The organism is Sagittula sp. MA-2 (assembly GCF_030126985.1).
Classification (GTDB): Bacteria; Pseudomonadota; Alphaproteobacteria; order Rhodobacterales; family Rhodobacteraceae; genus Sagittula.
In genome coordinates, this window is record NZ_CP126145.1 from 3966366 (window position 1) to 3991691 (window position 25326).

Consider the following 25326-nt stretch of genomic DNA (forward strand, 5'->3'; position numbering starts at 1 on the left):
GCCTCTGTCCCCGGCGTGTTTTCACGCTCAGTTGTTGGCTTCGAATCTGAGTCCAAACCGATTCGCGGTCAATTTATTTATTGAATCAGTAGGTTGCAGTTTTGACTTGTCACAAGATATCGCGCACCGGCTTGAAGGAACGTCTATGGAAAGGCGTAACCCCAAGATTTCGGAGGGCAGATTTGTGACACTTGGTCGGATATCCGGCGTTCGTTTCCCAACCATAACCCGGGTACTGTGTCGCGGCCCTCTTCATGACATCATCCCGCCAGATTTTGGCCACAATTGAGGCCGCCGCGATGCTCGGGCTGCGGCCGTCGCCGCCGACGATGCAAGTCGCGTCACATGGAATGCCGCCGGGCGCGCGGTTGCCGTCGACCAGAAGATGGTCCGGAGCCTTGGGCAGACCTTCGACGGCCCGCCGCATCGCAAGCAGACTGGCCTGCAGGATGTTCATCTCGTCGATCTCCTCGACGGACGCCTGGCCGATGGACACTTCGGCGCTTTGCCACAGGAGTGGCGCGAGGAACTCCCGCCGTTTTATCGACAGTTTCTTCGAGTCGTTCAGCCCGTCCGGGATCGACGCCCGGTTCAGAACCACCGCCGCTGCCACGACCGGCCCCGCGAGTGGCCCGCGCCCGACCTCGTCGACGCCGGCCACACGATCCATGCCCTGCGCCCAAAGCGCTTCTTCGAATCTCATCTCCATACTGGGGTTCAAAGCGCATGATGAGCCTTGCGGCAAGCGCCTCGATCCGCATCGGCCGGTACGAAAAAGGCGCACCGTCGCGTAAGGAAAGGCAAACGGGGCTTCACCCATGGCCCCCGATTTCCTATCAAGCGGGACCCAGGCGGACGGAACCCAGACGATGACCCTACTCTTTGTATACGGCACCTTGACCACGACCGCGGACCATCCGATGGGCGCGCTCTTGCGGCGGCACGCGTCCTCTGTCGGCGAGGGCACGATCCGCGCGCGGCTCTACCTGATCGACGACCCGGACGATCCCGGCCAGAACGCCTATCCCGGCGCCCTGCCCTCTCCGGATCCTGACGACCGGGTGCATGGCGAATTGCACCACATCCACAACCCGGACGCGGTCTTCGGCCCGCTGGACGATTTCGAGGGCTGCTCTCCTGACTGGCCCGAGCCGCATGAATACGTGCGCCGCACCATCGAGGTCATTCTGCACGATGGCACGCGCCACGACGCCGAGTGCTACCTCTACACCTGGGACGTCAGCACGGCCCGCCCGATCCCCGAGGGCCGCTTTTCGGACGTGGCGCCGGACGTGCGCTGACCCTCAGACCACGGCTGAGATCAGCGAGAGCACGGCAACCTCTGCGTTCACGCCGCGTGCAGTCATCCAGATGTCCAGCCGGGCCTGCTCCTCCGTGGACAGCTGCAGGAGGATGGGACGGCTATTGCCGGGGGTGACATCGACCTCCCAGCCCGCCTCACCGTCCAGGGCGCGGCGCAGGGCCTGTCGCGCGAGATAGGCGAGGGGGAGGTACTGCCCGGACGTGGACACCAGACGCTTCCGGAGTTCGTCCGGAAGACGCAGCTCCATCGCTTTCCTGCTATCCCGACGACTCATGAACGCGTCCCATTCAGTGCTGAAGCAGGATAGCCAGAGGGCGCAGGTTTCGCGAGGGGAATTCCCCTCAGGTTTGTCAGTCACGCAAATCCGAAACGCTGGGCAAAGCAGGGGAGCGCCCCGAACCATCTTCGGTAGGGCACTGGTGCAAGGGCCACGCGCCTTCTCCAATGCGTCCGGGAAAAGAAAAGGGCCGGTGAAACACCGGCCCTTCCCTGAATTCATCTGCAGCGGGCAGATTACATCATGCCGCCCATGCCGCCCATGTCGGGCATGCCTGCGCCGGCGCCTGCGCCTTCTTTCTGCGGCTTGTCGGCCACCATCGCTTCGGTGGTGATCAGCAGGCCTGCGATCGAAGATGCGTCTTCCAACGCGGTGCGGACGACTTTCGCCGGGTCGATGACGCCGAACTTGAACATGTCGCCGTACTCGTCGGTCTGCGCGTTGTAGCCGAACTTCAGGTCGGTCGATTCACGGACCTTGCCAGCCACCACGGAGCCGTCGACACCCGCGTTCTGCGCGATCTGACGCAGCGGCGCTTCCAGTGCGATGCGCACGATGGAGATGCCGCGGTTCTGGTCGGCGTTCTGACCTTCCAGACCGTCCAGCGCCTTCGCACCCTGCACCAGCGCCACGCCGCCACCGACGACAACGCCTTCCTGCACGGCTGCGCGGGTCGCGTTCAGAGCGTCGTCCACGCGGTCCTTGCGCTCTTTCACTTCGACTTCGGTCATGCCGCCGACGCGGATGACAGCCACACCGCCTGCCAGCTTGGCAACGCGTTCCTGCAGCTTTTCACGGTCGTAGTCGGAGGTGGTCTCTTCGATCTGCGTACGGATCTGGGAAACGCGTGCCTCGATCTCGGACTTCTGGCCAGCGCCATCGACGATGGTGGTCTCGTCCTTGGTGATGGAGACCTTCTTGGCGTTGCCAAGCATGTCCATGGTCACCGACTCGAGTTTCATGCCGAGGTCTTCGGAGATCACCTGGCCGCCGGTCAGGATCGCGATGTCCTGCAGCATGGCCTTGCGACGGTCACCGAAGCCCGGTGCCTTCACGGCTGCGATCTTCAGGCCGCCACGCAGCTTGTTGACCACGAGGGTCGCCAGCGCTTCGCCTTCCACGTCTTCCGCGATGATCAGAAGCGGCTTCTGCGACTGGATCACCTGCTCGAGCAGCGGAACCATCGGCTGGAGCGAGGAGAGCTTCTTCTCGTGCAGCAGGATCATGCAGTCTTCGAGTTCTGCGATCATCTTGTCTGCGTTGGTCACGAAGTAGGGGCTCAGGTAGCCGCGGTCGAACTGCATGCCTTCGACGACATCGGTCTCGGTCTCGAGGCCCTTGTTTTCTTCGACGGTGATGACACCCTCGTTGCCGACTTTCTGCATCGCGTCGGCGATCTGACGGCCGATCTCGGCCTCGCCGTTCGCGGAGATGGTGCCGACCTGTGCGACCTCGTCGGAATTCTCGACGGTGCGGGCCGCGTTCTTGATGTGCTCGACGACCTTGGCAGTTGCCATGTCGATGCCGCGCTTCAGGTCCATCGGGTTCATGCCGGCTGCAACGGCCTTCATGCCTTCCTTGACGATGGCCTGGGCCAGAACGGTGGCGGTGGTGGTGCCGTCACCGGCTTCGTCGTTGGTGCGGGAAGCAACTTCCTTCACCATCTGCGCGCCCATGTTCTCGAACTTGTCTTCCAGTTCGATTTCCTTGGCCACGGACACACCGTCCTTGGTGATGCGCGGCGCGCCGAAGGATTTGTCCAGAACCACGTTCCGGCCTTTCGGGCCAAGCGTCACTTTCACGGCGTCGGCGAGGATGTTCACACCCTTCAGCATCTTGCTGCGGGCGTCGGTGTTGAATTTCACGTCTTTTGCGGACATTCGAAAGTCTCCTGTGTCAGAAGTTGTCGTTGGAAATCAGAACCGGCGTTCAGGCTGCCTTGGCAGCCGCGTCATCGGTGATGATGCCCAGGATGTCGCTTTCCTTCATGATCAGCAGCTCTTCGCCGCCGACATTGACTTCGGTGCCCGACCACTTGCCGAAGAGGACCTTGTCACCCTCTTTGACGGCCATATCGATCAGCTCGCCGCTGTCCTTGCGTGCACCTTCGCCACACGCGACAACCACGCCCTCTGCCGGCTTTTCCTTGGCGCTATCGGGGATGATCAGGCCACCAGCAGTCTTTTCGTCCGATTCTACGCGACGAACCAGCACGCGGTCATGAAGCGGTTTGAATGCCATCTTCGAGTCTCCTAGCTCAAAGTTACAACCTTGGCCCCTCGTCTTCGAGCGGGCCGTTAGCACTCAAGTGGAGAGAGTGCTAACGGCGCTGAAGTAAGGAACCTGCCGAGTCGTGTCAACATGAGGTGAAGAGATTTTTTGTGCGATTACCGGGCGGGCGAGCCTGTGTCATCGCATTCAGGGGACATATGCAGAACCGCCCGCGGAACCAAGCCCGTGCGGCGGAAGACCGCGCAGATCAAGGGCGCCGGATGTCCGCCGGGATCGGGAAGACCGCATCATAGGCCCAGTTGTAGGCGACCGTGAAGCCGAAGTAGAAAGCGGTCAGACCGATGTCCATCAGCAGCGCCTCGCCAAGGGAAACCCCGAGATAGAGCGCCATGAACGGGACAAGCAGGCCCGTCAGCCCGACCTCGAAGGCCACCGCATGAAGGATCCGCATGGGCACGGTCTTGCGCAACGGGCGCCCTGTCCGCACCAGCATGTGGTCGAACCAGAGGTTGAAGAGATACGTCCAGCCCATCGCGATGAGGCTGCTGATCACGGCAACCACCCCGAAATGCCCGACCGGCACGGCGAAGACCGCGCCGCCCAGCGGGGCGACGATCATCAGGGCGGTGATCTCGAACAGGACCGCGTGGCGGATGCGGTCGCGGGTCGTCCTCATGGGTCTGGCTTCCGGCGAGGCTTCGGCGTGCAGCAGGCCTACCGGACCGAGCGGCGGAGGCAAGGCCGGATCGCCCGCCTGAACATCACCCGCGCGTCACGTTCACGGTCTGCTCGATCAGTTCTGCCGGGGCCTGCGAGCCGAGGAACGCGATGTCGTAGGCGTCCCGACCCACGGCCACGACAGCCAGGGCATCCGCCGTGCACATGCCCGTCGGATCGACAAGGTGCCACGCCCCGTCCAGCCACACCTGCCCCACCGCGTGGAAGTCCTGCGGGGTGACGTCCGGGCCGTAGACGGCCACGCAGCGTGCCGGGATCTCGGCGGCACGGACCATCGTGCAGAAAAGGTGCGCATAGTCGCGGCACACTCCCTGCCGTCCGGCGAAGGTTTCCAGCACGTTGGTGTCCGCGTCGGAACTGCCGGGCACGTAATCCAGCTCGTCCTCGATCCAGTCACGGATCGCCGCGACCTTTGCACCGCCTTCCAGATTGCCGAACCGCTTGCCGACGAAAGCGGTGAACTTGTCGGACTGGCAATAGCGGGAGGGCCGCAGGTAGGGCGCGGGCTCTGCCGGGATCTCGGGAAGCGGGGCGGCCTTGAGGGTCTGGAGCGCGGGCGCGGGACGCGTGATCTCCAGCGTCGCCTTGTAGTCGAGCTTCAGGTCCCCGCCGGGAATACGGGCCCAGATCCGCTCGCCGATGTCTGCATCGCCCGCGATCCGGGTCAGCTCCGCGTCCCCGGTGGAGAGGCTCTCCGACAGGATGGTCTGCCCGTCTGTCCGTGCCGCCTCCAGCGCGAGAAAGGCGATGTTCGGATTGGCGAACCGGTAGTGCATCGTGACGTGTATCGACATGAGCATGAGAAAGGCCTTTTTGTCTGGAGATCCTGATGACAACACCGCCGGATCAGGATCGTTGCACATGCGTCCGATAACAACCCAACGGCTCGCGTAGGGGCCGGAAAGCGCTGCGCAGACTGCCCGAACCGTTCCAAGTCATCCTACCGAGGCGCAGCCAAGGCGCCATGTTAAGCCATTGATTTTGTTTACTCGTGAAGTATCCGGAGTCCGGACGCACAATCCCGCGCCATTTTCATCACTGGCGTGGCGCGAGAGGTCGAAGTTCTTTGCCCGCGCCGCTATCACGGACCTATCCTCGGGTAAAACCATTCGCAGGGACCATTTGATGAAGCTCGGAATAGTCGGCGCAGGCATGGTCGGATCGGCAGCGGCCTTCGCCTGCGTCATGCGGGGCGCCGCCTCTGAAATCGTTCTCGTGGACCTCAACAAGGCACGCGCGCAGGCGGAGGCAGAGGACATCGCCCACGCTGTGCCCTTTTCGGGCTCGGCACGGGTTGCAGCGGGCGACTATGACGACCTGTCCGGCGCCGACGTGGTGATCCTTGCCTGCGGGGTGTCGCAGAAGCCCGGGGAAAGCCGTCTGGAACTCCTGTCCCGCAACGCGGAGGTGTTCCGCTCCGTGGTGGCGGAGGTGACCCGTGCCGCCCCCGACGCGATCCTTCTGATCGCCTCCAACCCCGTCGACATTATGACCCATGTCACGCAGGCGCTGAGCGGCCTGCCGGCGGGCCGGGTGATCGGGTCGGGCACGATCCTCGACACGGCCCGATTCCGCTGGCTGCTGGGCCGGCACCTGAACATCGCTCCCCGCTCCGTCCATGCCTATGTGCTGGGCGAACACGGCGATACGGAGGTGCTTGCCTGGACCGCCGCCCGTGCCGGGTCCGTCTCGATCGAGAGTTTCGCGGCGCAGATCCGTGCGCCGCTGACCGCCGAGGTGCGGGAGCGCATCGACAAGGGCGTCCGCAACGCCGCCTACACGATCATCGAGGGCAAGGGCGCGACGTGGTACGGCATCGGCGCCGGGCTGGCCCGTCTGGTCTCTGCCATCGGATCGGACGAACAGGTGGTGCTGACCGTCTCCACCCTGTCGGACGTGGCGGGCGTGCGCCGCGTCGCCTGCTCCCTCCCCCGCGTGGTGGGGCGCGAAGGCGTGACCGCCGAACTGATGCCGGACATCTCGCGGCAGGAGAACGCCGCGCTCGAAGCCTCCGCCATGCTGCTCAAGGATACCTTCGATCAGTTGTCGCTCTGACCGGAGTGCCGGTGACGCAGGCGCAGGACGAGCGCCACCGCGAACCCCAGCGCCACAGCCAGCGCCGCCACCAGCCCGGCCCAGTCGCTGACCAGACGGGCGACGGTGTCGACCTGCGCGCCGAAGGCATAGCCCAGCAGGACATAACCGCTGACCCAGATGGTCTCTCCCGCCGTGTCCCAGATCGCAAAGCGCCAGCGGGGCAGCCCCATGGCGCCCGACACCACGTTGACCCACGGCCCGAGCGGCGCCACCAGCCAGGTGGAAAAGAACACCCCCAGCCCGCCACGGTCGCGGACCAGCGCCTCGCCGCGCGCGATCAGTGCCGCGCGCCCTGTCCGGCTGCCCAGCCAGCTCAGGAACGGCGCCCCGCCCCAGCGGCCCAGTTGGTAGCCGGTGTTGTCGCCCGCCAGCGCGGCAAGCCATCCAGCCAGCCAGACCTGCCACAAAGACAGGTCTTCGGAGGCCGCAAAGGCCCCCGCCGCCAGCATGACCAGCGCAGTCGGCACCGGGACGGCAAGGCAGGACACGAAAGCCGACATGGCCACCACCCACACCCCGTAGGTCGAGACGAGTTCGAAGACCGTCTCAGTCATTCGGCGCACTCGCGCGATAGGCGGCAATCGCGGCTTCTAGCTGGGCAATGAGGTCCTCGACCGGCACGCCACGCGCTTCGGACAGGTCGGACAGGCGCCGCGGCCCGGAACTGTCCGGCGAGAGGTCCAGCGTCTCCATCACCACCTCCTTCGGCACATCCCACGACATGGCGACAAAGCGCGGCGTCATCCACGGCGCAATGGGCTGATCCTGGTGCCCGGGATCAGACCAGTAGGCCATCCCCATGGCGAGACGCGCGGCGAAGATGAGCGCGACCAGCAGCGCCAGGGCCAGCCCTGCCGTCAGGTACGGCGCTTCCCGCCAAAGTCGTCTCATGTGACCGCTCCTTACCGCTGCCGCCGCGTCCCAGTCTGGACAGCCGACCGGGGCATGGCAATGCGTGCAGGTGACACGGTTGCCGTCTCCGGCCCCGTCGCGGCGCCGGGACCGGTGGGCGAATAATGGCAAAATGCGCGGCAGAGACAGCGTCCTTGCAGATATGCAAGGCAGATGCCCGCCGCCTGCCATTTCCATTCTGCGACGCGGCGTCTAGGGTCTGGCGGTCAACCATTCGAGTCTGCCATGCCCTCTCCTCAGGCCACGCCGCTTCTGTCGGTCAAGCCCAACCCGAACCGCGGCCCCGAAAGCCAGAACATGCGTGGCATTCTCCTGATGGCGCTGGGGTTCTTCGCCTTCGCCGCCTGCGACGTGCAGGCAAAGTTCCTGACGGATTCTCTGCCGGCCGCGCAGATCGTGTTCTTCCGCCAGATCGGCCTGTTCATGGGCGTGATCGTGATGCTGGCCGTGAAGGGCACACATCTGCTGCGGTCGCAACTGCCCGCGATCCAGATCCTGCGCGGCATTTGCGCAGCGTCTTCGGCGTTGTGCTTCGTGCTGGCGGTGACCTACGTGCCGCTGGCCGACGCTGTCGCCGTGACCTTCATCGCGCCCTTCCTCGTGACGCTGATGGGGGCGCTGTTCCTGCGCGAACCCGTCGGCGCACGCCGCTGGGCCGCCGTGGCAGTGGGCTTTGTCGGGATGCTGATCGTGATCCGGCCCGGACTGGGCGTGTTCCACCCCGCCATCGGGTTCATCGTGCTCGCTGCCTGTTTCTTTGCCACACGGCAGGTCCTGTCGCGGACGCTGTCGGGCGCCGACAACGTGATGACGACCGTGGCCTTCACCTCGATCACGTCGACGGTCCTTGTGGCGCTCGCCCTGCCGTTCGTCTGGAAGACGCCCGACACGCTGCAGCTCTGGCTCGTGATCTTCGGCCTCGCGGCGACGGCGGGCGTGGGCGAGGTGCTGGTCATCCGCGCGCTCGACATCGCACAGGCGGTGGCGCTGGCCCCGATCCATTACTCGCTCATCATCTGGAGCACCTTCTACGGCTTTATCGTCTTTGCCGATCTGCCGGATCTCTGGACGCTGGTAGGCTGCGCGATCATCGTGGCGTCCGGCCTCTATACCCTTCACCGCGAGCGTATCGCCGCGCGAGAGGGCCGGGCCGCCGCCGCGCGGGCACGAGCGGACGAAGCCGCCGCAACGCCGCAGAACGGTTTGTAGGGCGGGGCTACGCGCCGCCCGGCTCCCACGAATAGGCCCAGTGCACCAGCCCGTCGCGACCGGCCTCCGACAGGGCGTAGACCCCCGTCGCAACCTTGTCGAACCAGCCGTAGTGATTGTCGCGCATCAGCCCGGTGGCCCGCGCCACGCCGGTCGCTGCCACCACATCCCGCCCTCGGCTCGGGCCGGCCTCCGCCAGAAAGGCCGCGCAGGCCAGCGCGTCCTGCCGGTAGGCGGTAACAATGCCGTGCCGCGTCGCGCCACCCTCGTTCGGATCGCCGCGCAGCGCCTCGAACTCCCGCAGCAGGCGGTCGGATTTCTTCCGGCTCTTGCGCGGCGCGTATGGCCCGGGATCGCAGAGCACCTCCACCCGCGCGTCCGGCAGCACCACGATGAAACCCAGTCCCAGCCGTCGGCAGAGGTCGCGGTTGTCTTTCAGCGCCCGCCGTGCCGTCTTGCCCGAGGGTTTGGGGACGGCGACATAGACATGGTCGGTCAGCTTCAGGCGTGCGCAGGCCTGGTGGAACAGCGACAGGGTGATCCGCAGCTTCAGCTCCACGATCACCGGCGGATCGTCGCCGCGCACCGCCATCAAGTCGGCCGCGCCGACCTCCCCCTTTACCGTGTAGCCCTGCTTTTCCAGCAAAGCCTTCACGGGTGCATAAAGCTCGCTTTCCCGTTCCATGATCACAGTGTTTCCCGGGCATTGCCCCTTGTCCAGCGCCGCCCATGCGCAGAAAGTGCGGGACAACCGAAGGAGCCTGTATGTCCCTTGTAAAAACCGCACTGTCCCTCGTCATGGGACTGGCGTTCACCGCGCTTCCCGTGCTTGCGCATGCCCGTTGCAGCGGTGATGACCTGCGTCCCGCCCTGCTGCCCGAGGAAAGGGCTGAGGTCGACGCCCGCGTGGCCGCGATGCCCTACCCGACCGGCAACCACTGGATCGCGCGGCGCGGCACCGAGACCATCCACCTCGTCGGCACGATCCACCTGTCCGACCCGCGCCTCGACGCGCCGGTCGAGCGGATCGCGCCGCTTCTGGACGACGCCGCCACCCTGCTGCTCGAGATGTCGGGCACCGACCGGGAAGCCATGGAAGCGAGCATCGCCAGCGATCCGGCCATGTTCATGCTGTCGGACGGCAGCCTTCCCGACCTTCTGTCGGAGGACGAGTGGCAGCAACTGTCGGGCGCAATGGCCGCGCGCGGCATGCCCGCCTTCGTCGGCGCCCGGATGCAGCCGTGGTATGTCTCGATGCTGTTGTCGGTGCCCGCCTGTATGAAGGACCTGCTGGAGCAGGACGACGGCCTCGACGTCCGGCTCGAAGCCCTCGCCGAGGAAAAGGGCGTGCCCACCCGGTCGCTGGAGCCCTGGGACACGGGTCTCGCGCTTTTCGCCGCCGTCCCGATGGAGGCGCAGCTGTCCATGATCCGCTCCGCGCTTGCGCCGGCGGACGTGAACGAGGATCTGTTCGAGACCATCATCAGCACGTACTTCGAAGAAGCCCACGCCGAAAGCCAAGTGGTTCTGGAAGTCCTGTCACCTCGCCTGACCCCGCTGGGCAAAGCCGAGGCCGACACGGTTTTCGACACCGTGAACGGCGCGATGATAAACGCCCGCAACCGCGCGTGGATTCCCGTGATCCTCGACACGCTGGACAGCACCGATGGGACGGTGATCGCCGCCTTCGGTGCCGCCCACCTGTCCGGCGAGGAAGGGGTGCTGAACCTCCTGGCGGAGGAAGGGTTCGAGCTGGAGCGCGCGCCGTTCTGAGCCAAAGCCCCGGCGCGCGCCGCCCGGTTCAGGCCGCCAGCCCGCGGCCTTTCAGCAGCGCATCGACGCCGGGCATCCGCCCCCGGAACCCGGTGTAGAGGTCTTCGGCCTCCACCGATCCGCCCTTGGACAGGATGAACTCTTCCAGACGGCCCGCCATCGCCGGATCGAAGGCATCGCCCGCCTCCTCGAAGGCGGCGAAGGCGTCGGCATCCATCACTTCGGACCACATGTAGCTGTAGTAGCCGGAGGAATAGCCGTCGCCCGCGAAGACATGGGCGAAATGCGGGGTCGCGTGGCGCATGAGGATCGCGCGCGGCATCCCGATCTCTTCCAGCACCTGCGCCTGCTTCTGCATCGGATCGGCGGGCGCGGGACCGGCATGGAATTCCAGGTCGACCAGCGCGGAGGCCACGTATTCGACGGTCTGGAACCCCATGTCGTAGGTCGCTGCCGCCAGCACCTTGTCCAGCAGGTCCTTCGGCATCGGCTCCCCGGTGTCGGCGTGGGTGGCATATTCCGCCAGCACTTCGGGCACTTCGAGCCAGTGTTCGTAAAGCTGCGAGGGCAGTTCGACGAAATCGCGCGCCACACTGGTCCCCGAGACCATCTCGTAGGTCACGTCGGACAGCATCTGGTGCAGCGCGTGGCCGAATTCGTGGAACAGGGTGCGCGCGTCGTCATAGGACAGGAGCGCAGGCGATCCCTTGGCAAAGTTGCACACGTTGACGACCACCGGGATCTGCACGTCGGGGAACTTGCGCTGCGCCCGGAAGGCGGAACACCACGCGCCCGACCGCTTCGATCCGCGCGCGAAGTAGTCGCCGATGAAGACGGCAATCGTCTCACCCTCGCGCTGCACCGTCCATGCCCGGCAGTCCGGGTGGTACAGCGGCACGTCGAGCGGCTCGAACGTCAGGCCGAACAGCCGCTCCGAACAGGCGAAGGCCGCGTCGATCATCCGGTCCAGCTGGAAGTACGGCTTGATCTCGCCCTCATCCAGATCGTGCTCCGCCTTGCGCCGCTTTTCGGCGTAGTAGCGCCAGTCCCATGGCTCGAGCGGGCCGTCGATGCCGTCCGCATGCAGCATGCCCTCCAGTACCTCCTGATCCTTCAGGGCGGCGGCGCGGGCCGGGGTCCAGACCTGCATCAGCAGCTCGCGCACGTTGTCGGCGGTGCCCGCCATCTCCGTTTCCAGCTTGAAGGAGGAGAAGTCCGAGTGCCCCAGCAGCGCCGCGCGTTCCTCGCGCAGCTTCAGGGTTTCGGCGGCGATGCCGCGGTTGTCGGTCTTGCCGCCGTTGGCGCCGCGCGCCGCCCAGGCGCGGAAGGCCTTCTCACGCAGGTCGCGGCGCGGGCTGAACTGCAGGAACGGCGTGATGACGGACCGCGACAGCGTCACGCAGGGGCCTTTGCCTCGCTCCTCGCCCGCCCCGCGCAGCGCGTTGACGACGAAGGCCGGCAGCCCTTCGAGGTCCTTCTCGGCAAGCTCCATGTACCAGTCGCGTTCGTCCGCCAGCACGTTCTGGGTAAAGGCGGTGCCCAGCTCGGCCAGCCGCCCTTTCACCACCGTCATGCGCGCGGCCTCTTCCCCTTCCAGAGCGGCGCCCGCACGGACGAAGTTGCGATGGGTCAGCATCAGCACCCGCGCCTGTTCAGGCGTCAAATCCAGCGCGTCGCGCGCCTCCCACACCGCCTGGATGCGTTCGAACAGCGGTTTATTGGAGAAGATGGCCGAGGAATGCGCCGAGAGCCGCGGGGCATAGTCGCGCATCAGGGCTTCGCGCGCGTCGTTGCTGTCCGCACCGGCGAGATTGTAGAAGACCCCCGCCACGCGATCCAGCGCGGACCCCGTCCGCATCAATCCCTCGATGGTGTTCTCGAAGGTCGGCGGTTCCGGGTTGGTGGCCACCTTCTCGACCTCGACAAGGTCCTCGGCCATGGCGGCATCGAAAGCGGGGCCGAAGTCGGCATCGGAAATCTCTGCAAAGGGCGGCAGGCCATAGGGCGTGTCCCAGGTCTTCAGAAGCGGATTGGTCATATCGGTCTCCAGACGTTTGCAGGAAAGCTATGCGCCCGGGCGGACCGCTTCAATCCGTTCCGTCGGATCGGACGCCGCGAACCGGCCCGGGGCGGGGTATTGCCGTACGTGCAGTCATCGGCCCCCGCGTGGCGCAGGGCGCCGCACAGGTAGGGCGGGGTTTCACGCCGCCTTGCCCCCGCAGTCAGGGCAACAGGGCGTGGGCTTCAGCCCGATCTTGCGGGTCTCGCCCCAGAGCGCGTCATAGATCAGCATTTCGCCGATCAGGGGCTGCCCTGCGCCCGCGATCAGCTTCACGCATTCGACGGCCATCATCGACCCCACGACGCCGGGCAGAGGGCCCAGCACGCCCGCCACCGCGCAGGACGGGGCCAGACCGGCTGCCGGTTCCTCGGGGAAGATGCAGCGGTAGCACGGGCCGCCACCCTTGGGATGGAACACGCTGACCTGTCCTTCCCACTGGCTGAGCGCGCCCGAAACCAGCGGTTTGCCTGCCGCCACGCAAGCCGCGTTCACCAGGTAGCGGGTGTCGAAGTTGTCGGTCCCGTCGAGGACAACGTCGTAGTCCTCCAGCAGCGCCGCTGCCGTCGCGGCGTCCAGCCTGCGCTTGTAGGGGCGCACGGTGACATAGGGGTTCAGCGCCTCCATAGCCGCCTGTGCCGAGAACACCTTGGGCGTGCCGATCCGGGCGTCGGTGTGGATCACCTGCCGCTGCAGGTTGCCGCTGTCGACCGTGTCGTCGTCGATCACGCCGATGGTCCCGACACCCGCCGCCGCGAGGTACAGAAGCGCGGGCGACCCGAGCCCCCCGGCGCCCACGACCAGCACGCGGGACTGTTTCAGCCGCTTCTGCCCCGGCCCGCCCAGTTCGCGCAGCACGATGTGGCGGGCGTAGCGTTCCAGTTCGCCGGGCCGGAAGGCGCCGGGGTCCTGCGCCGGAGCCTCGTCCGCCTCCCTGACTTCTGCGCGCTCCTTCAGCCGGCGAACACCCCATGCGTAGGCAAGGCCAAACAGGAGCATCCCGCCGAGGATCAGCCAGGGCGCGGCGCTTTCGCCGGTGGCAATCCGCAGGGGATGGCCGAATGGCAGGACCACATGAACCACGAGGACACCGACATAAAGCAGCGCCACCATGTAAGCGCGCGCCTCGCGGCTGGCCCCCACGAGACGGCCGAACCCCCAGACCAAGACGCCGATGCTGAGAACCAGAAGCATCAGCCGCGCCCCGTCGAACCGAAGCCGCCCGCGCCGCGCGCGGTGTCGGGCAGGTCCTCCGCCACGCTGAAGCGGCCGCGTACGACCGGGGCCACGACCATCTGCGCGATCCTGTCGCCGTGGGCGATCACGAAAGGCACGTCGCCCGCATTCATCACGATGACGCCCAGGGGGCCACGGTAATCGCTGTCGATGGTTCCGGGCGCATTGGGCAGGGTGATCCCGTGTTTCAGGGCCAAGCCCGAACGCGGCCGCACCTGCACCTCGTAGCCATCGGGAATGGCAAGGCGCAGACCCGTCGGCACCAGCGTCCTCGCGCCGGGCTCCAGCGTCAGCGTGCCCCGGTCGGGCAGGTTGGCGCGCAGGTCGGCACCGGCGGCGCCTGCCGTCGCGTAGGAAGGCAGGCCCAGCGAACGGTCCGCCTCCGGTTCCCACGCAAACACGATGTCCACGTCCCGCGCGCTCATGCCTGCACCTGCTTCAGTGCCTCGGCGATCCGATCCGCCAGCTTGCGCGCAACGTCACGCTTGGCAGCACGCGGCCATTCCTCGGCCCCCTCGGCGGTGATCAGAACCACCGCGTTTTCCGTGCCGCCCATGATGCCCGTCGAGGGCGAGACGTCGTTCGCCACGATCCAGTCACAGCCCTTGCGGGCGCGTTTCGCCGTGGCGTTGGCGACCACGTCATCCGTCTCGGCCGCGAAGCCCACGACCAGCAAGGGACGCCCGTCCTTCAGCGCAGACACGTCGCGCAGGATGTCGGGGTTTTCCTCGAACTCCAGCACGGGCAGTTGCCCCGCCGTCTTCTTGATCTTCGAGGCAGAGGCGGACTTTACCCGCCAGTCGGCCACCGCGGCCGCGAAGACCCCCGCATCGACGGGCAGCGCGGCCATGACGGCCTCCCGCATCTCCCTTGCGCTCTCGACCTCGACCACCTGCACACCCGTGGGCCGGGGGGCGTCCGCCGGGCCGGTGACAAAGACGACCTCTGCCCCCAGATCGCGCAGCGCCTCGGCCACTGCCGTGCCCTGCGCCCCGGACGAGCGGTTGGCGATATAGCGCACCGGGTCGATGGGTTCATGTGTCGGACCGGAGGTCACCAGCACCCGGCGCCCCTTCAGCGGTCCGTCCGCCAGCGCGGCGTCGATGGCCGCCAAGATCTCAAGCGGTTCGGCCATGCGGCCCGGCCCGTATTCGCCGCAGGCCATGTCGCCCTCGTTCGGACCGACCACCATGATGCCGTCACCGCGCAGCGTGGCCAGGTTGCGTTGCGTGGCCGCGTGGTCCCACATGCGCACGTTCATCGCAGGGGCAATCATGACCGGCGTGTCAGTGGCCATCAGCAGGGTCGACGCCAGGTCGTCCGCGTGGCCCCCTGCCATCTTCGCCATGAGGTCGGCGGTCGCCGGTGCAACCACCACGAGGTCCGCCACGCGGGACAGCTGGATATGGCCCATCTCCGCCTCGCTCGTGAGGTCGAAGAGGTCGGCGTGCACGTCTTCCCCGGCCAGGGCGGCCACGCTCAGCGGCGTCACGAATTCGGAGGCCGCGCGGGTCATGACAGGTGTCACGGCGGCGCCGCGCTCCCGCAGGCGCCGGATCAGGTCCAGCGACTTGTAGGCGGCAATGCCACCGCCGATGATCAACAGGATCCGTCTGCCCGCCAGCATCCCAGTCCCTTCCCGATGTCGTGAGCCGCCTGCGCGGCCTGATCCTTCATTAACGGGTGCACCCTACCCTCGCCCCCGAGGCAATGGAAAGGGCCCCATGGCAGGATCGGTGAGCATCGAAACCCACGGCATGGGCAGGGACGCTGTCGCGCCCCCTGTAGACGGTTACCCCCAGTAGATCGCAGCGGCGCGGGAAGCCCCTCCCGGTCTGACCGCCCCGGAACAGAAGGCGGTGTCGTCGCATGAGAGGTTGGGCTATTTCCTGAAGGCCGCGCAGGGGTCTTCCCGCTCTGTTGCGGGGGAGGTTTCCGTGCGGTCGAAGCCACCCTCCGGCGTGGCATGCCCTTCCTCCCCTTGTGCGAGGGCGAAGATCCGTGCCTCCGGCTTGGCATAGGCCAGCACGGCGGGCGCGCCCCAGTCCTTGCGGGCATGGCCATTGCCGGTGATCACCACCACCGGGCCACCCGTTACGCCAAGCGCCTCCAGAGCGACCGCCGCCAGCCGGGCATCGCGCAGACGCTGGATGTTGACCATCCCGGCCAGCATGTCGTCAGGCAGCGCGTCGCAATGGGCCGCCTTCTGCAACGCTTCGCGGGCAGCCTGCTGATCGGCGGGCAGAGGACGATCCAGACCGTACTGCCAGGCGTCGGCACCGAAGACCATGAGCGGCGGCTCCCCCATGCCCCGGCGCGCCTCCTCCCGCGGGAGGGCCGCTCCGAAGTGCTGCGCACCTTCTGCGGCCTTGAAGATCGGATAGTACATGGAGAAGTCGGGCCAGCCGTTTTCCTCCCATGACAGCGTCGCTTCCAGCACCTGTTCGCTCTGCACGATCTCGGGTGTCAGGCCGACCGCAACCGGGCCGGAGATCATCTCCCACACCACGGCTTTCGGCTGAACCCGGGCGACGATTTCGGCCTGCCGGGCATGGTGGGCGGGGTTGTCGTGGATCTCGCCGAGAAAAAGCACATCAGCGTCGAAATCCCCGTCGGCGGATGCCGCGGGGATTGCTAAGCCGACCATGAGGGCGGCGAGGACCAGCGCATGTTTCATGCGAGGAAGTGTTGCACTTCTCCGCTTTGCGCCTCAAGCGCCTTGCGCATCTTGCCGAAGGCCGCAGCTTCGAGCTGGCGGACCCGCTCTTTCGACAGGCCCAGCTCGTTGCCGAGGCTTTCGAGGGTGCGGGGCTCGTCCCGCAGCTTGCGTTCGCGCACGATGAACCGTTCCCGGTCGTTCAGCGACCCCATCGCCTTCACCAGCCAGCCGCGCAGGCATTCGGTGTCATGCGAATTCTCGACGATCTCCGCACCGTGTGCGCTGTCGTCTTCGAGGGTGTCGATCCACTCGCGGCCCTCGTCCTCGACGGACTGCGTGGCGTTGAGCGAGAAGTCAGAGCCGGACAGGCGCCCTTCCATCATTTCGACGTCGCGCAGGGGCACGCCGATCTCGGACGCGATCATGTGGCGAAGCTGGTGACTGTCGAGCTGCATGCCGGTGGCCTGCGCCTCGCGCTCCAGCCGCGCCTGCACGCGCCGCATGTTGAAGAACAGAGCTTTCTGGGAAGAGGTGGACCCGGTGCGCACCATCGACCAGTTGCGCATCACGTAGTCCTGGATCGACGCCTTGATCCACCAGACGGCGTAGGTGGAGAACCGCACGCCACGGTCAGGGTCGAACTTGTCGGCGGCCTTCATCAGGCCCAGTCCCGCCTCCTGGATCAGGTCGTTCATCGGCGCGCCGTAGCGCTTGAACTTCGCCGCCATGGAAATCGCCAGCCGCATGTAGGCCTGGATCAGGCGGTGCAGCGCGGCCTCATCCTTTTCGTCGCGCCATGCGTAGGCAAGCTTCAGTTCGGTTTCCGCATCGAGAAGTTCCGCCTTCATGGCCCGACGCGAAAGGGTCTGATCGTTGAATCCGTCTAATGGCATGAAAACTCCCCTGTCGATGCGTTACCCTTGAAGCGGGATTTGTGAGTACTACGCGTCAGACGGGTGATTGGTTCATTTGGATGAATGATTTTTCGGGCTATATGCCTGCAAGGATCATGTGCATCGCTTATGGCATGCGTCACGAACCGGAATTTCCTGCATCCATGGCAATAGGTTAGCTTCCGCTCACGGAATCGAGAGGAAACGGGATGCCCGATACGCTTTTTATTGGAGATTACGCCTATTCAAGCTGGTCCATGCGCGGATGGCTGCTTTTTGACCGCTTCGGACTGGCGGTCAATTGCCGGTTGGTCGACTTCATGAAAGCCGGTGTCGCAGAGCAGATGCAGGACATTGCCCCAGCCCGCACCGTACCGACCCTCGTGACGGAAGACGACGGCGCGGTTATCTGGGACAGCCTCGCCATCGCCGAGGAACTGGCGGATCGTCATCCCGACGCGGGGATCTGGCCGTCCGATCCCGCGATGCGCGCGCTCGCCCGGTCGCTGGCCGCCGAGATGCACTCCGGTTTCGTGGCGCTCCGGTCGGCCTGCCCGATGAACCTGCGCACCGCCTATGTCGGGTTCAGCCCGTCTGAGGACGTGGTGGCCAACATTCAACGGATCGAAACGATCTGGACACATGCACTCGAACGATCGGGCGGCCCCTGGCTGGCAGGAAGCTATTCGGCGGCGGACGTGTTCTTTGCGCCCGTGGCGGCCCGTATTGCCGGCTTCTCGATCCCGGTCAGCGATGTGTGCCGCGACTATGTGGCGGCGCATCTGGCCGACCCGTCCTTCCGGCGCTGGCGGGCGCTTGGCCTCGTTCAGGGGGAAACCCTGCCGTGGTACGCTCAGGACCTCCAGACCGCGCCATGGCCCGGCCCCTCGGTGCGCGCGGCACAGGCGGTGGAGAGCGGCGAGCCCGAGAACGACGCCTGCCCATATTCCGGCAAGGCGCCGACGCACCTCATGCAGATGGACGGGCGGACCTTCGGGTTCTGCAACGCCACCTGCCGCGACAAGACCGTCGCCGATCCGGAGGCATGGCCCGCCTTCATGGCGCTGGTCTGACGACCGCATCGTCGCCGGGACCGCCCCCGGCGACGACCCGAACCTCAGTGCAGCGCGCCTTCCATGCCCCTGAGCATGGTCAGGCAGGCGTCAAGCTGGCTGCGCGCCACGAATTCGTCGGGCCGGTGCGCCTGCTGGATGGAGCCCGGACCGCAGACGATACACTGCGTGCCCAAGGATTGGAAAAGCCCTGCCTCGGTGCCGAAGGACACGACCTCCGTCCCGTTGGCCCCCGTCAGGCTGCAGACCAGTTCGGCGATGCGGTTGTCCCGTTCCGGCATCAGGCCCGCCACCTCGCCGATCACTTCGCGCACGATGGAGGCATCCGGCGTGACCCGGCGCATGTCGGGCAACAGCAGGTCCGCGTATGCGTCGATCTCCGACAGGACCCAGGCCGCATCCTCGAAAGAGACCGGGCGCATCTCCCACTCGATCTCGGCCAGGCCGGCGATGACGTTGCGCGCCGTGCCGGCCGACATGCGGCCGATGTTCAGCGTTGTCCACGGCGGCTCGAACGGGCTGGCCTCCGGAGCGCGCGATTTCAGGGCGGCTTCCAGCTCCAGCAAACGGCCCGCATAGCGCGTGGCGCAGGACGCCGCGTTCACCCCGCGGTCGGGCGCCGAACCGTGCCCCTCGCAGCCGCAGAAATGGGTGGTGTATTCGTAGCAGCCCTTGTGCCCGTCCACGACGTTCATCAGCGTCGGCTCGCCCAGGATCGCCATCCCGGGCCGCATTCCGCGTCCCAGAAGTTCCGTCACCAGCGCGCGGGCGCCGAAGCAGCCCACTTCCTCGTCATAGGTCAGCGCCACATGCACCGGGGTCTTCAGGTGCCAACGGGCGATTTCCGGCGCCAGGGCCATGACGCAGGCGATGAAGCCCTTCATGTCGCAGGTGCCGCGCCCGTAGAGCAGGTCGTTCTCCTCCCGCATGGAGAAGGGATCGCCGCTCCAGTCGCTTTCCTCGCCGATCGGCACCACATCCGTGTGACCCGCAAGAACGAGGCCGCCGTTGCCCTCCGGCCCGAAGGTCGCCAGCAGGTTCGCCTTCAGCCCCGTCACGTCCGACATGATCTCGCATCGGGCGCCGAATCCTTCGAGATAGTTCGCCGCCCAGGCGATCAGTTCGAGGTTGCTGTCCGACGACACCGTCGGAAACGCAATGAGATCGCCCAGAAGGGCTTCGGTCCGTGCCAGCAGCTCCATGATGCTCCTTTCACCCGGGAAACCGGGCCTTTGCCCATGAAATGACCTGCCGGGGAAGCACGGTCAATGCTCCCGCCGACCCGTACTGGTCATCCCGCGACGGATCGGTTACCCAATAGGCACCCTCGGCAATAAAGGCATTGCGCGCTGCTGCAGAGGAGAGCGGAGCCTCGGGCCCGGCCAGACGCGCTGACCTCCCGGCTCCGGTTTGCAACGTTCCATGGCGGCGCGCTGCCGCATCAGAGGAGAGCCATATGCTGACCAACGACCAGCTGTCCCAATGGGACCGCGAGAACTTCTTCCATCCCTCTACCCACCTTGCCCAGCACGCGCGCGGCGAGTCCGCGACCCGTGTCATCACCACCGGGCAGGGTTGCCACATCGAGGACCGCGACGGCACGAAACTGCTGGACGCCTTCGCCGGGCTCTACTGCGTGAACGTGGGGTATGGGCGGACCGAGATCTCCGATGCCATCGCCGCGCAGGCAAAGGAACTGGCCTACTATCACGCCTATGTCGGTCACGGCACGGAGGCGTCGATCACCCTGTCGAAGATGATCCTCGACCGTGCGCCCGCCCACATGTCGAAGGTCTACTTCGGCCTGTCCGGCTCGGACGCGAACGAGACAAACATCAAGCTGATCTGGTACTACAACAACATCCTCGGCCGCCCAGAGAAGAAGAAGATCATCTCGCGCTGGCGCGGCTACCACGGGTCGGGCCTGATGACCGGCTCGCTGACCGGGCTCGAACTCTTCCACAAGAAGTTCGACCTGCCGCTGGCGCAGGTGATCCACACCGAGGCGCCCTACTACTTCCGCCGCCCCGACATCGCGATGTCCGAAGAGGCGTTCAGCGCCTATTGCGCCGCCGAGCTGGAGCAGTTGATCGAGCGCGAGGGCGCGGACACCATCGCCGCCTTCATCGGTGAGCCCGTGCTGGGCACCGGCGGCATCGTGCCCCCGCCGAAAGGCTACTGGGAGGCGATCCAGCCGATCCTCGAAAAGCACGACATCCTGCTGATCGCGGATGAGGTCGTGACGGGTTTCGGCCGTCTCGGCACCATGTTCGGCTCCGACCATTACGGCCTGAAGCCCGACCTCATCACCATCGCCAAGGGCCTTACCTCGGCCTATGCGCCGCTCTCCGGCTCCATCGTCGGCGACAAGATGTGGAAGGTGCTGGAGCAGGGTACCGACGAGAACGGCCCGATCGGCCACGGCTGGACCTACTCGGCGCACCCCATCGGGGCCGCGGCCGGTGTCGCGAACCTGAAGCTGATCGACGACATGAACCTCGTGGCCAACGCGGGCGAGACCGGCGCGCATTTCCGCAAGGCGATGACTGATGCGCTTGGCGACCACGCGAAGGTCGGCGATATCCGGGGGGAAGGGATGCTCTGCGCCGTCGAACTGGTCGACGACAAGGACAACCGGACCTTCTTCGATCCGTCGCAGAAGGTCGGTGCGCAGATCGCGTCTGCCCTCATGTCCAAGGGCGTCATCGCACGCGCCATGCCGCAGGGCGACATCCTCGGCTTTGCGCCGCCGCTGTGCCTGACCCCGGCAGAAGCGGAAGAAGTCGCGACAAAGACCGGCGAAGCGGTCCGCGACGTCCTGGGGGGCTGATTTCCAGACTTGGCGTGGCCGGGGACATACGCCCCGGCCACGCCTGACCAGACGGAACTTCAGGTCGCGGTCAGCCCTTCAATTCCGAATAATCGACCATGACGTGCTCCCGATACGCGGGGCGTTCCGTCAGCGCGGCGTAGTAGTCCTCCAGCCCGGCCGGGGGTCGCCGCGGCAGGTCGAGCGTGAAGTACCGGAACAGCACGTGGCCCGCCATGATGTCCGCCCGGCTGAACCGACCATCGACCAGCCAAGACCCGGCGCCGCGCAGGGTCATCGCCATGCCCGCCAGATCCTCGAACCGTTCAAGCGCACCCAGCACCGCGGTCATGTCGCGCTCTGCCTCCGGCGTCCGGTAGAAGCCCCAGAAAACCGGCATCGTGAACGCGGCGCACAACGTGTGTTTCGCCCATTCCGCCCACATGTCCTGCTCTGGCCCCTCTGCGAAGGGCCCCGGCCCGTAGGCCGCCACGAGGTAGCGCAGCATCGCGGCGCTTTCGAAGAGCGTGTGCTTGCCGTCCTCCATCACGGGTACAAGGCCCATGGGGTTCATCGCCCGGAATGTCGCGGTGTCGGTTCCGCCGAAGCGCCCGCCCACGTCCCGCCGGTCGACCTCGAGCCCGAGTTCCGCAGCGCCCCACATGACCGCCTGCACGTTCGAGGACGTCTTGCGCCCGTGTATCACCAGTCCGGCCATCTCACCTCCGGGAAACGCAAAGTTTCCATTTGCAGATAAATCCAAAGGATGACGCTACGGCAATTCGTGTATCGTGAACGGGAAAGCCGATTCATCGCGGGGCCACCTTCGCGCTCATTAACTCTTGCCGTCAATCCGGAGGCATCATGCCGCCCGTTCCTTCAGCCGATACAGTTTTCGACATCGACGATATCTCGGGCGCCTTCGCGCTCGAAGTGACTGCCCGTTTCGACGAGATACAGGGTGCCTACTGGCAGCGGATCCTCGATTTCGGGAGCGGCCCGCAGAACGGCAACATTATCCTCGCGCAGGTGGAGAACACCTCCGACATGATGTTCGCACTCTATCAGGACGGCGTGGTCCACAGGGTGATCGCGCCAGACGCCATCGTGGCCGGAGAAGTGGCGACGTGGCGCATCGGCATAGACCCCGACGGCCGCATGTGGATCGAGAAGGATGGCGTGCTGGAGGACGAGATACAGGCCGTCTTGCCCGCCAATGTGCCCCGGATCAACGAATACATCGGGCAGTCGAACTGGGCGGACGATGACGACCTGATCGGCGCGGTCATGGGCATCGACGTGGTGCAGCCCGGCGACGACGGGCTGTCGCCTGCGGACAACGACGACGGCGCGCTTGCCGGGTCGTTCCGGATCGACCTGGCCGCTCGCGTCGATGACGTCTCCGTATGGGCGGACCAGGGGCTTGTGGCCTACGGCTCTGCGGACGGCAGCGCGTCGCTCGTGCTGGCGCAGGATGGCGCGTCCGACGGGCTGGTCCTGCAGCTGACGGTCGGAGAGGCCAGCTACACCGTCACCGCCCCCGGCGCGCTGGTTGCGGGAGAGCTTACCTCCCTTTCCGCAGGTCTGGATACGGACGGCACGCTGTGGCTGGCTCAGGACGGCGTGCGGCTGGGCGAGGTGGCGGCAGAGGTTCCCTCTGTCGTTCTGGAGCCGGTCTCCGTCGCCGACGATCTGGACGGGGTCATCCTCGGGCTGACCGTGACCGCCGATGGCACCCTGCCGCCTGAAGAGCCCACCGATCCGACTGACCCGACAGATCCGGCCGATCCCACGGACCCGACAGACCCAACCGATCCGACTGACCCAACCGATCCCACGGATCCAACGGATCCCTACGACATCGGCCAGATCGGTGGCGCCTTTGCCATCGCGGCCACGGTGCGGTTTGACGACATACAGGGCGGCAACTGGCAGCGGGTCTTCGATTTCGGCGATGGGCCGAACAGCAACAACATCCTGTTGTCGCAGGTCGAGAACACCTCGGACATGGTGCTGGAACTGCATCAGGGTGGCACGGTCTACCGCGTCATCGCCGAGGGCGCGATCGTGCAGGGCGAAACCGCCACATGGGGTGCCGGCATCGACGAAGACGGCACCATGTGGATCGAGAAGGACGGCGTGCTGCTGGCCGAGGCGGACGGAGCCGTGCCCGATCCCGGGCCACGCATCAACCTGCTGATCGGAGAATCGAACTGGCCCGACGATACGCCGCTGATCGGAGAGGTGATTGCCTTCGGCATGGACGGCACCGCCCCCGAAGACCCGAGCGATCCCATGGACCCGACCTATCCAATCGATCCGACCGACCCAACTGATCCGACCGATCCCACTGACCCCACCGATCCGACAGACCCTACCGATCCCGTGGATCCCGGTCCCGTCGACCTGACCCGGCAGATGTTCATCGTCGCGCACCAGGACGACGACCTCCTGTTCATGAACCCGACGATCGCGGACCACCTCGCCGCCGGTCACGACGTCACCACGATCTACCTCACCGCCGGCGACGCCGGGCAGGACGAGGCGTACTGGGGCGGGCGCGAAGAGGGAATCAAGGACGCCTACAGCGTGATGACCGGCTCCGATGCGTGGCAGGAGGGGACGGCAACCGTCACGCACGATGGCCAGGGCTTCGACCTTCACCACGCCACGCTCGCTGATCAGCCGAACCTCAACCTCTACTTCCTGCGCCTGCCGGACGGCTTCTCGGGTACAGGCTCCGACCTTTACGGCGGCGAGAGCCTCCCGAAACTGTGGGACGGGGAGATCGCCACCATTACCTCTGTCGACGACGCGGCGACCTATTCGCGCGAAGACCTCGTGTCCGTCCTGTCCGGCCTGCTCGACACCCACCAGCCGGGGCAGGTGCACCTTCAGGACACCGAAAGCGACATCGAGCATCCCGACCACGTGCACAGCGCCTACTTCGCCGAAGCGGCCATTGCCGACCATCCCGGCGACATCCTCGTCACCAGCCACGTCGGCTACGAATCCTGGGGGTTCGAAGAGAACTTCACCCCCGAACAGCAGGCGCTGGTGACCGAGGTGTTCGAGGCCTACGCCGCCCATGACTCCGCCGTCACGACTCCCGAGGGCGCCATTGCAGAGCCCTACACGGAGTGGGTGCTGCGGGAATACGTGCGCAGCGAGTACACCCACGAAGGCACCTACGAGGCGATGATGCTGGCCGAAGCGCCGGATGATCCGGCCCCGGAGGAGACCGAGGAGCCGCTGCTGCTCTGACCCCGACTCCCCTATAAGATGAAAACACTATTGGAAAATCGCCCACCCGTGTTACCGTAACGTCAATTCGTTTTCAGCACCGGGGCATTTTCATGTCGAACATTGCCGGCAAGGCCTATGCCATGAACGTGGTGACGCCCAGCCATCCCCGCATCACCTGGGTCAACCGCCTGTTGTTCATGGCGGCCCGCGGTTTGCCCGAGAACCTCGCCGGCCTGCTGGGCCTGTCGCTGATCCACTTCGCCCGCTGGGTCATCATCCGTCGCAAGGACTGGCCGGACCTCGGTCAGGGCGAACAGCATCAGCTCGACAATGACTACGTGCTGTTCCTGTCGAACTTCAACGGCACCTGGGACCAGTACATCGACGCCTTCTCGGACGGGATTCCGAAGGGTCTGGACCTGTTCTGGTACTCCGCCACCAAGTATCCGCTGTCGATCCCGATCACGCCGTTCAAGACCTACATCACCCACAACCAGATCTTCACCGACCACTACTACAACGCCACGCCGGGCTCTGCGCAGCGCGACATCAAGTCGGCGCTTAAGGTCTATGATGCGGTCCTGACGCTGGACAAGGCACATGCCGACCAGTCGCCGGAGGCGTTCGCCGAAAGCTGGCGCGCGGCGATGACGAAGGTACAGGGCAACCTCGGCGAGCCCGGGTTCGGCCCGGTCGCTAGCCTCGACACCGAACGTGCGGACCAGAACCGCGAGGCCTATGTCCGCAAGGCGCAGGCGACGTTCGACCTCCGGCGTGCGAGGAACTGAG

At 65.9% G+C, this 25326-nt stretch carries 25 protein-coding genes; 8 read left to right on the forward strand and 17 right to left on the reverse strand.

All coding sequences use genetic code 11. The features are described from left to right. Nucleotides 1-109: 109 nt before the first annotated feature. Nucleotides 110-709 carry a ribonuclease HII gene (locus tag QNI11_RS19340; protein WP_283981386.1) on the reverse strand — a complete coding sequence of 200 codons (600 nt, stop codon included), beginning with the start codon at nt 707-709 and terminating at the stop codon, nt 110-112. Nucleotides 710-869: 160 nt separating this feature from the next. On the opposite strand from QNI11_RS19340, the gene QNI11_RS19345 reads away from it, so the two are divergent. After that, nucleotides 870-1301 carry a gamma-glutamylcyclotransferase gene (locus tag QNI11_RS19345; protein WP_283981387.1) on the forward strand — a complete coding sequence of 144 codons (432 nt, stop codon included), beginning with the start codon at nt 870-872 and terminating at the stop codon, nt 1299-1301. 3 nt (nt 1302-1304) lie between these two features. Here the strand turns inward: QNI11_RS19345 and QNI11_RS19350 are convergent, their stop codons facing one another. From QNI11_RS19350 to QNI11_RS19370, 5 genes are all read right to left on the reverse strand, one after another. After that, nucleotides 1305-1598, reverse strand: a complete 294-nt coding sequence (locus QNI11_RS19350) for a hypothetical protein (RefSeq protein WP_283981388.1) — start codon at nt 1596-1598, stop codon at nt 1305-1307. Nucleotides 1599-1837: 239 nt separating this feature from the next. Continuing rightward, nucleotides 1838-3481: a chaperonin GroEL gene (gene groL / locus QNI11_RS19355; RefSeq protein WP_100928968.1), complete on the reverse strand. Its 1644-nt coding sequence runs from the start codon at nt 3479-3481 to the stop codon at nt 1838-1840. Between the two features lie 49 nt (nt 3482-3530). After that, complete coding sequence (locus tag QNI11_RS19360) at nt 3531-3842, reverse strand: co-chaperone GroES (protein WP_005854733.1); 312 nt, start codon at nt 3840-3842, stop codon at nt 3531-3533. A 238-nt stretch (nt 3843-4080) separates the two neighbouring features. Next, the gene (locus tag QNI11_RS19365) at nt 4081-4509 is read right to left on the reverse strand and encodes a PACE efflux transporter (protein WP_283981390.1); all 429 of its coding nucleotides are present in this window, start codon (nt 4507-4509) and stop codon (nt 4081-4083) included. A gap of 85 nt (nt 4510-4594) precedes the next feature. Beyond that, nucleotides 4595-5371, reverse strand: a complete 777-nt coding sequence (locus QNI11_RS19370; protein ID WP_283981391.1) for a transglutaminase family protein — start codon at nt 5369-5371, stop codon at nt 4595-4597. A 325-nt stretch (nt 5372-5696) separates the two neighbouring features. On the opposite strand from QNI11_RS19370, the gene QNI11_RS19375 reads away from it, so the two are divergent. Further along, nucleotides 5697-6626 carry an L-lactate dehydrogenase gene (locus QNI11_RS19375; protein ID WP_283981392.1) on the forward strand — a complete coding sequence of 310 codons (930 nt, stop codon included), beginning with the start codon at nt 5697-5699 and terminating at the stop codon, nt 6624-6626. Here QNI11_RS19375 and QNI11_RS19380 read toward each other — a convergent pair. Both QNI11_RS19380 and QNI11_RS19385 read right to left on the reverse strand, forming a co-directional pair. Beyond that, entirely contained in the window at nt 6611-7222 is a 612-nt protein-coding gene (locus QNI11_RS19380; RefSeq protein WP_283981393.1) for a DedA family protein, read from the reverse strand. The genes QNI11_RS19375 and QNI11_RS19380 overlap by 16 nt on opposite strands. Beyond that, on the reverse strand, nt 7215-7559 hold the full coding sequence (locus QNI11_RS19385) for a hypothetical protein (RefSeq protein WP_283981394.1): 345 nt from the start codon (nt 7557-7559) through the stop codon (nt 7215-7217). The genes QNI11_RS19380 and QNI11_RS19385 overlap by 8 nt, the downstream gene beginning before the upstream one ends. Before the next feature lie 246 nt (nt 7560-7805). Here QNI11_RS19385 and QNI11_RS19390 point away from each other — a divergent pair, with 246 nt between their 5' ends. Further along, the gene (locus tag QNI11_RS19390; RefSeq protein ID WP_283981395.1) at nt 7806-8789 is read left to right on the forward strand and encodes a DMT family transporter; all 984 of its coding nucleotides are present in this window, start codon (nt 7806-7808) and stop codon (nt 8787-8789) included. 7 nt (nt 8790-8796) lie between these two features. On the opposite strand, the gene QNI11_RS19395 is transcribed toward QNI11_RS19390, so the two are convergent. Further along, nucleotides 8797-9474: a DUF2161 domain-containing phosphodiesterase gene (locus tag QNI11_RS19395; protein WP_100928962.1), complete on the reverse strand. Its 678-nt coding sequence runs from the start codon at nt 9472-9474 to the stop codon at nt 8797-8799. A gap of 80 nt (nt 9475-9554) precedes the next feature. Between QNI11_RS19395 and QNI11_RS19400 the strand changes: the two genes are divergently transcribed. Next, nucleotides 9555-10562 (forward strand): TraB/GumN family protein, encoded by a 1008-nt coding sequence (locus QNI11_RS19400; protein WP_283981396.1) that lies wholly within the window; start codon nt 9555-9557, stop codon nt 10560-10562. A gap of 28 nt (nt 10563-10590) precedes the next feature. Here QNI11_RS19400 and QNI11_RS19405 read toward each other — a convergent pair whose 3' ends face one another. The 6 genes from QNI11_RS19405 to QNI11_RS19430 form a co-directional block, all read right to left on the reverse strand. Then, nucleotides 10591-12600: a M3 family metallopeptidase gene (locus QNI11_RS19405; protein WP_283981397.1), complete on the reverse strand. Its 2010-nt coding sequence runs from the start codon at nt 12598-12600 to the stop codon at nt 10591-10593. 162 nt (nt 12601-12762) lie between these two features. After that, a complete protein-coding gene (locus QNI11_RS19410; protein ID WP_283981398.1) occupies nt 12763-13815 on the reverse strand; it encodes a HesA/MoeB/ThiF family protein in 1053 nt (350 codons plus the stop codon). Continuing rightward, nucleotides 13815-14282, reverse strand: coding sequence for a dUTP diphosphatase (dut, locus tag QNI11_RS19415; protein ID WP_283981399.1), 468 nt, complete (start codon nt 14280-14282; stop codon nt 13815-13817). Before dut ends, QNI11_RS19410 begins: the two co-directional genes overlap by 1 nt. Continuing rightward, on the reverse strand, nt 14279-15484 hold the full coding sequence (gene coaBC, locus QNI11_RS19420) for a bifunctional phosphopantothenoylcysteine decarboxylase/phosphopantothenate--cysteine ligase CoaBC (RefSeq protein WP_283981400.1): 1206 nt from the start codon (nt 15482-15484) through the stop codon (nt 14279-14281). Before coaBC ends, dut begins: the two co-directional genes overlap by 4 nt. Nucleotides 15485-15739: 255 nt before the next feature. Then, on the reverse strand, nt 15740-16534 hold the full coding sequence (locus QNI11_RS19425; protein WP_283981401.1) for a ChaN family lipoprotein: 795 nt from the start codon (nt 16532-16534) through the stop codon (nt 15740-15742). Beyond that, complete coding sequence (locus QNI11_RS19430; RefSeq protein WP_100928955.1) at nt 16531-17409, reverse strand: RNA polymerase factor sigma-32; 879 nt, start codon at nt 17407-17409, stop codon at nt 16531-16533. Before QNI11_RS19430 ends, QNI11_RS19425 begins: the two co-directional genes overlap by 4 nt. A gap of 209 nt (nt 17410-17618) precedes the next feature. Between QNI11_RS19430 and QNI11_RS19435 the strand changes: the two genes are divergently transcribed. Beyond that, nucleotides 17619-18482, forward strand: a complete 864-nt coding sequence (locus QNI11_RS19435) for a glutathione S-transferase (protein ID WP_283981402.1) — start codon at nt 17619-17621, stop codon at nt 18480-18482. A 44-nt stretch (nt 18483-18526) separates the two neighbouring features. Here QNI11_RS19435 and argE read toward each other — a convergent pair whose 3' ends face one another. Further along, nucleotides 18527-19684 (reverse strand): acetylornithine deacetylase, encoded by a 1158-nt coding sequence (gene argE / locus QNI11_RS19440; RefSeq protein ID WP_100928953.1) that lies wholly within the window; start codon nt 19682-19684, stop codon nt 18527-18529. Nucleotides 19685-19938: 254 nt separating this feature from the next. On the opposite strand from argE, the gene QNI11_RS19445 reads away from it, so the two are divergent. Beyond that, nucleotides 19939-21312, forward strand: a complete 1374-nt coding sequence (locus tag QNI11_RS19445; protein ID WP_283981403.1) for an aspartate aminotransferase family protein — start codon at nt 19939-19941, stop codon at nt 21310-21312. 70 nt (nt 21313-21382) lie between these two features. Here the strand turns inward: QNI11_RS19445 and QNI11_RS19450 are convergent, their stop codons facing one another. Continuing rightward, nucleotides 21383-22009, reverse strand: a complete 627-nt coding sequence (locus tag QNI11_RS19450) for a glutathione S-transferase family protein (RefSeq protein WP_283981404.1) — start codon at nt 22007-22009, stop codon at nt 21383-21385. Nucleotides 22010-22155: 146 nt separating this feature from the next. Between QNI11_RS19450 and QNI11_RS19455 the strand changes: the two genes are divergently transcribed. After that, complete coding sequence (locus tag QNI11_RS19455) at nt 22156-24555, forward strand: PIG-L family deacetylase (protein WP_283981405.1); 2400 nt, start codon at nt 22156-22158, stop codon at nt 24553-24555. A 92-nt stretch (nt 24556-24647) separates the two neighbouring features. Beyond that, nucleotides 24648-25325: a hypothetical protein gene (locus QNI11_RS19460; RefSeq protein WP_100928949.1), complete on the forward strand. Its 678-nt coding sequence runs from the start codon at nt 24648-24650 to the stop codon at nt 25323-25325. Nucleotide 25326 lies beyond the last annotated feature (1 nt).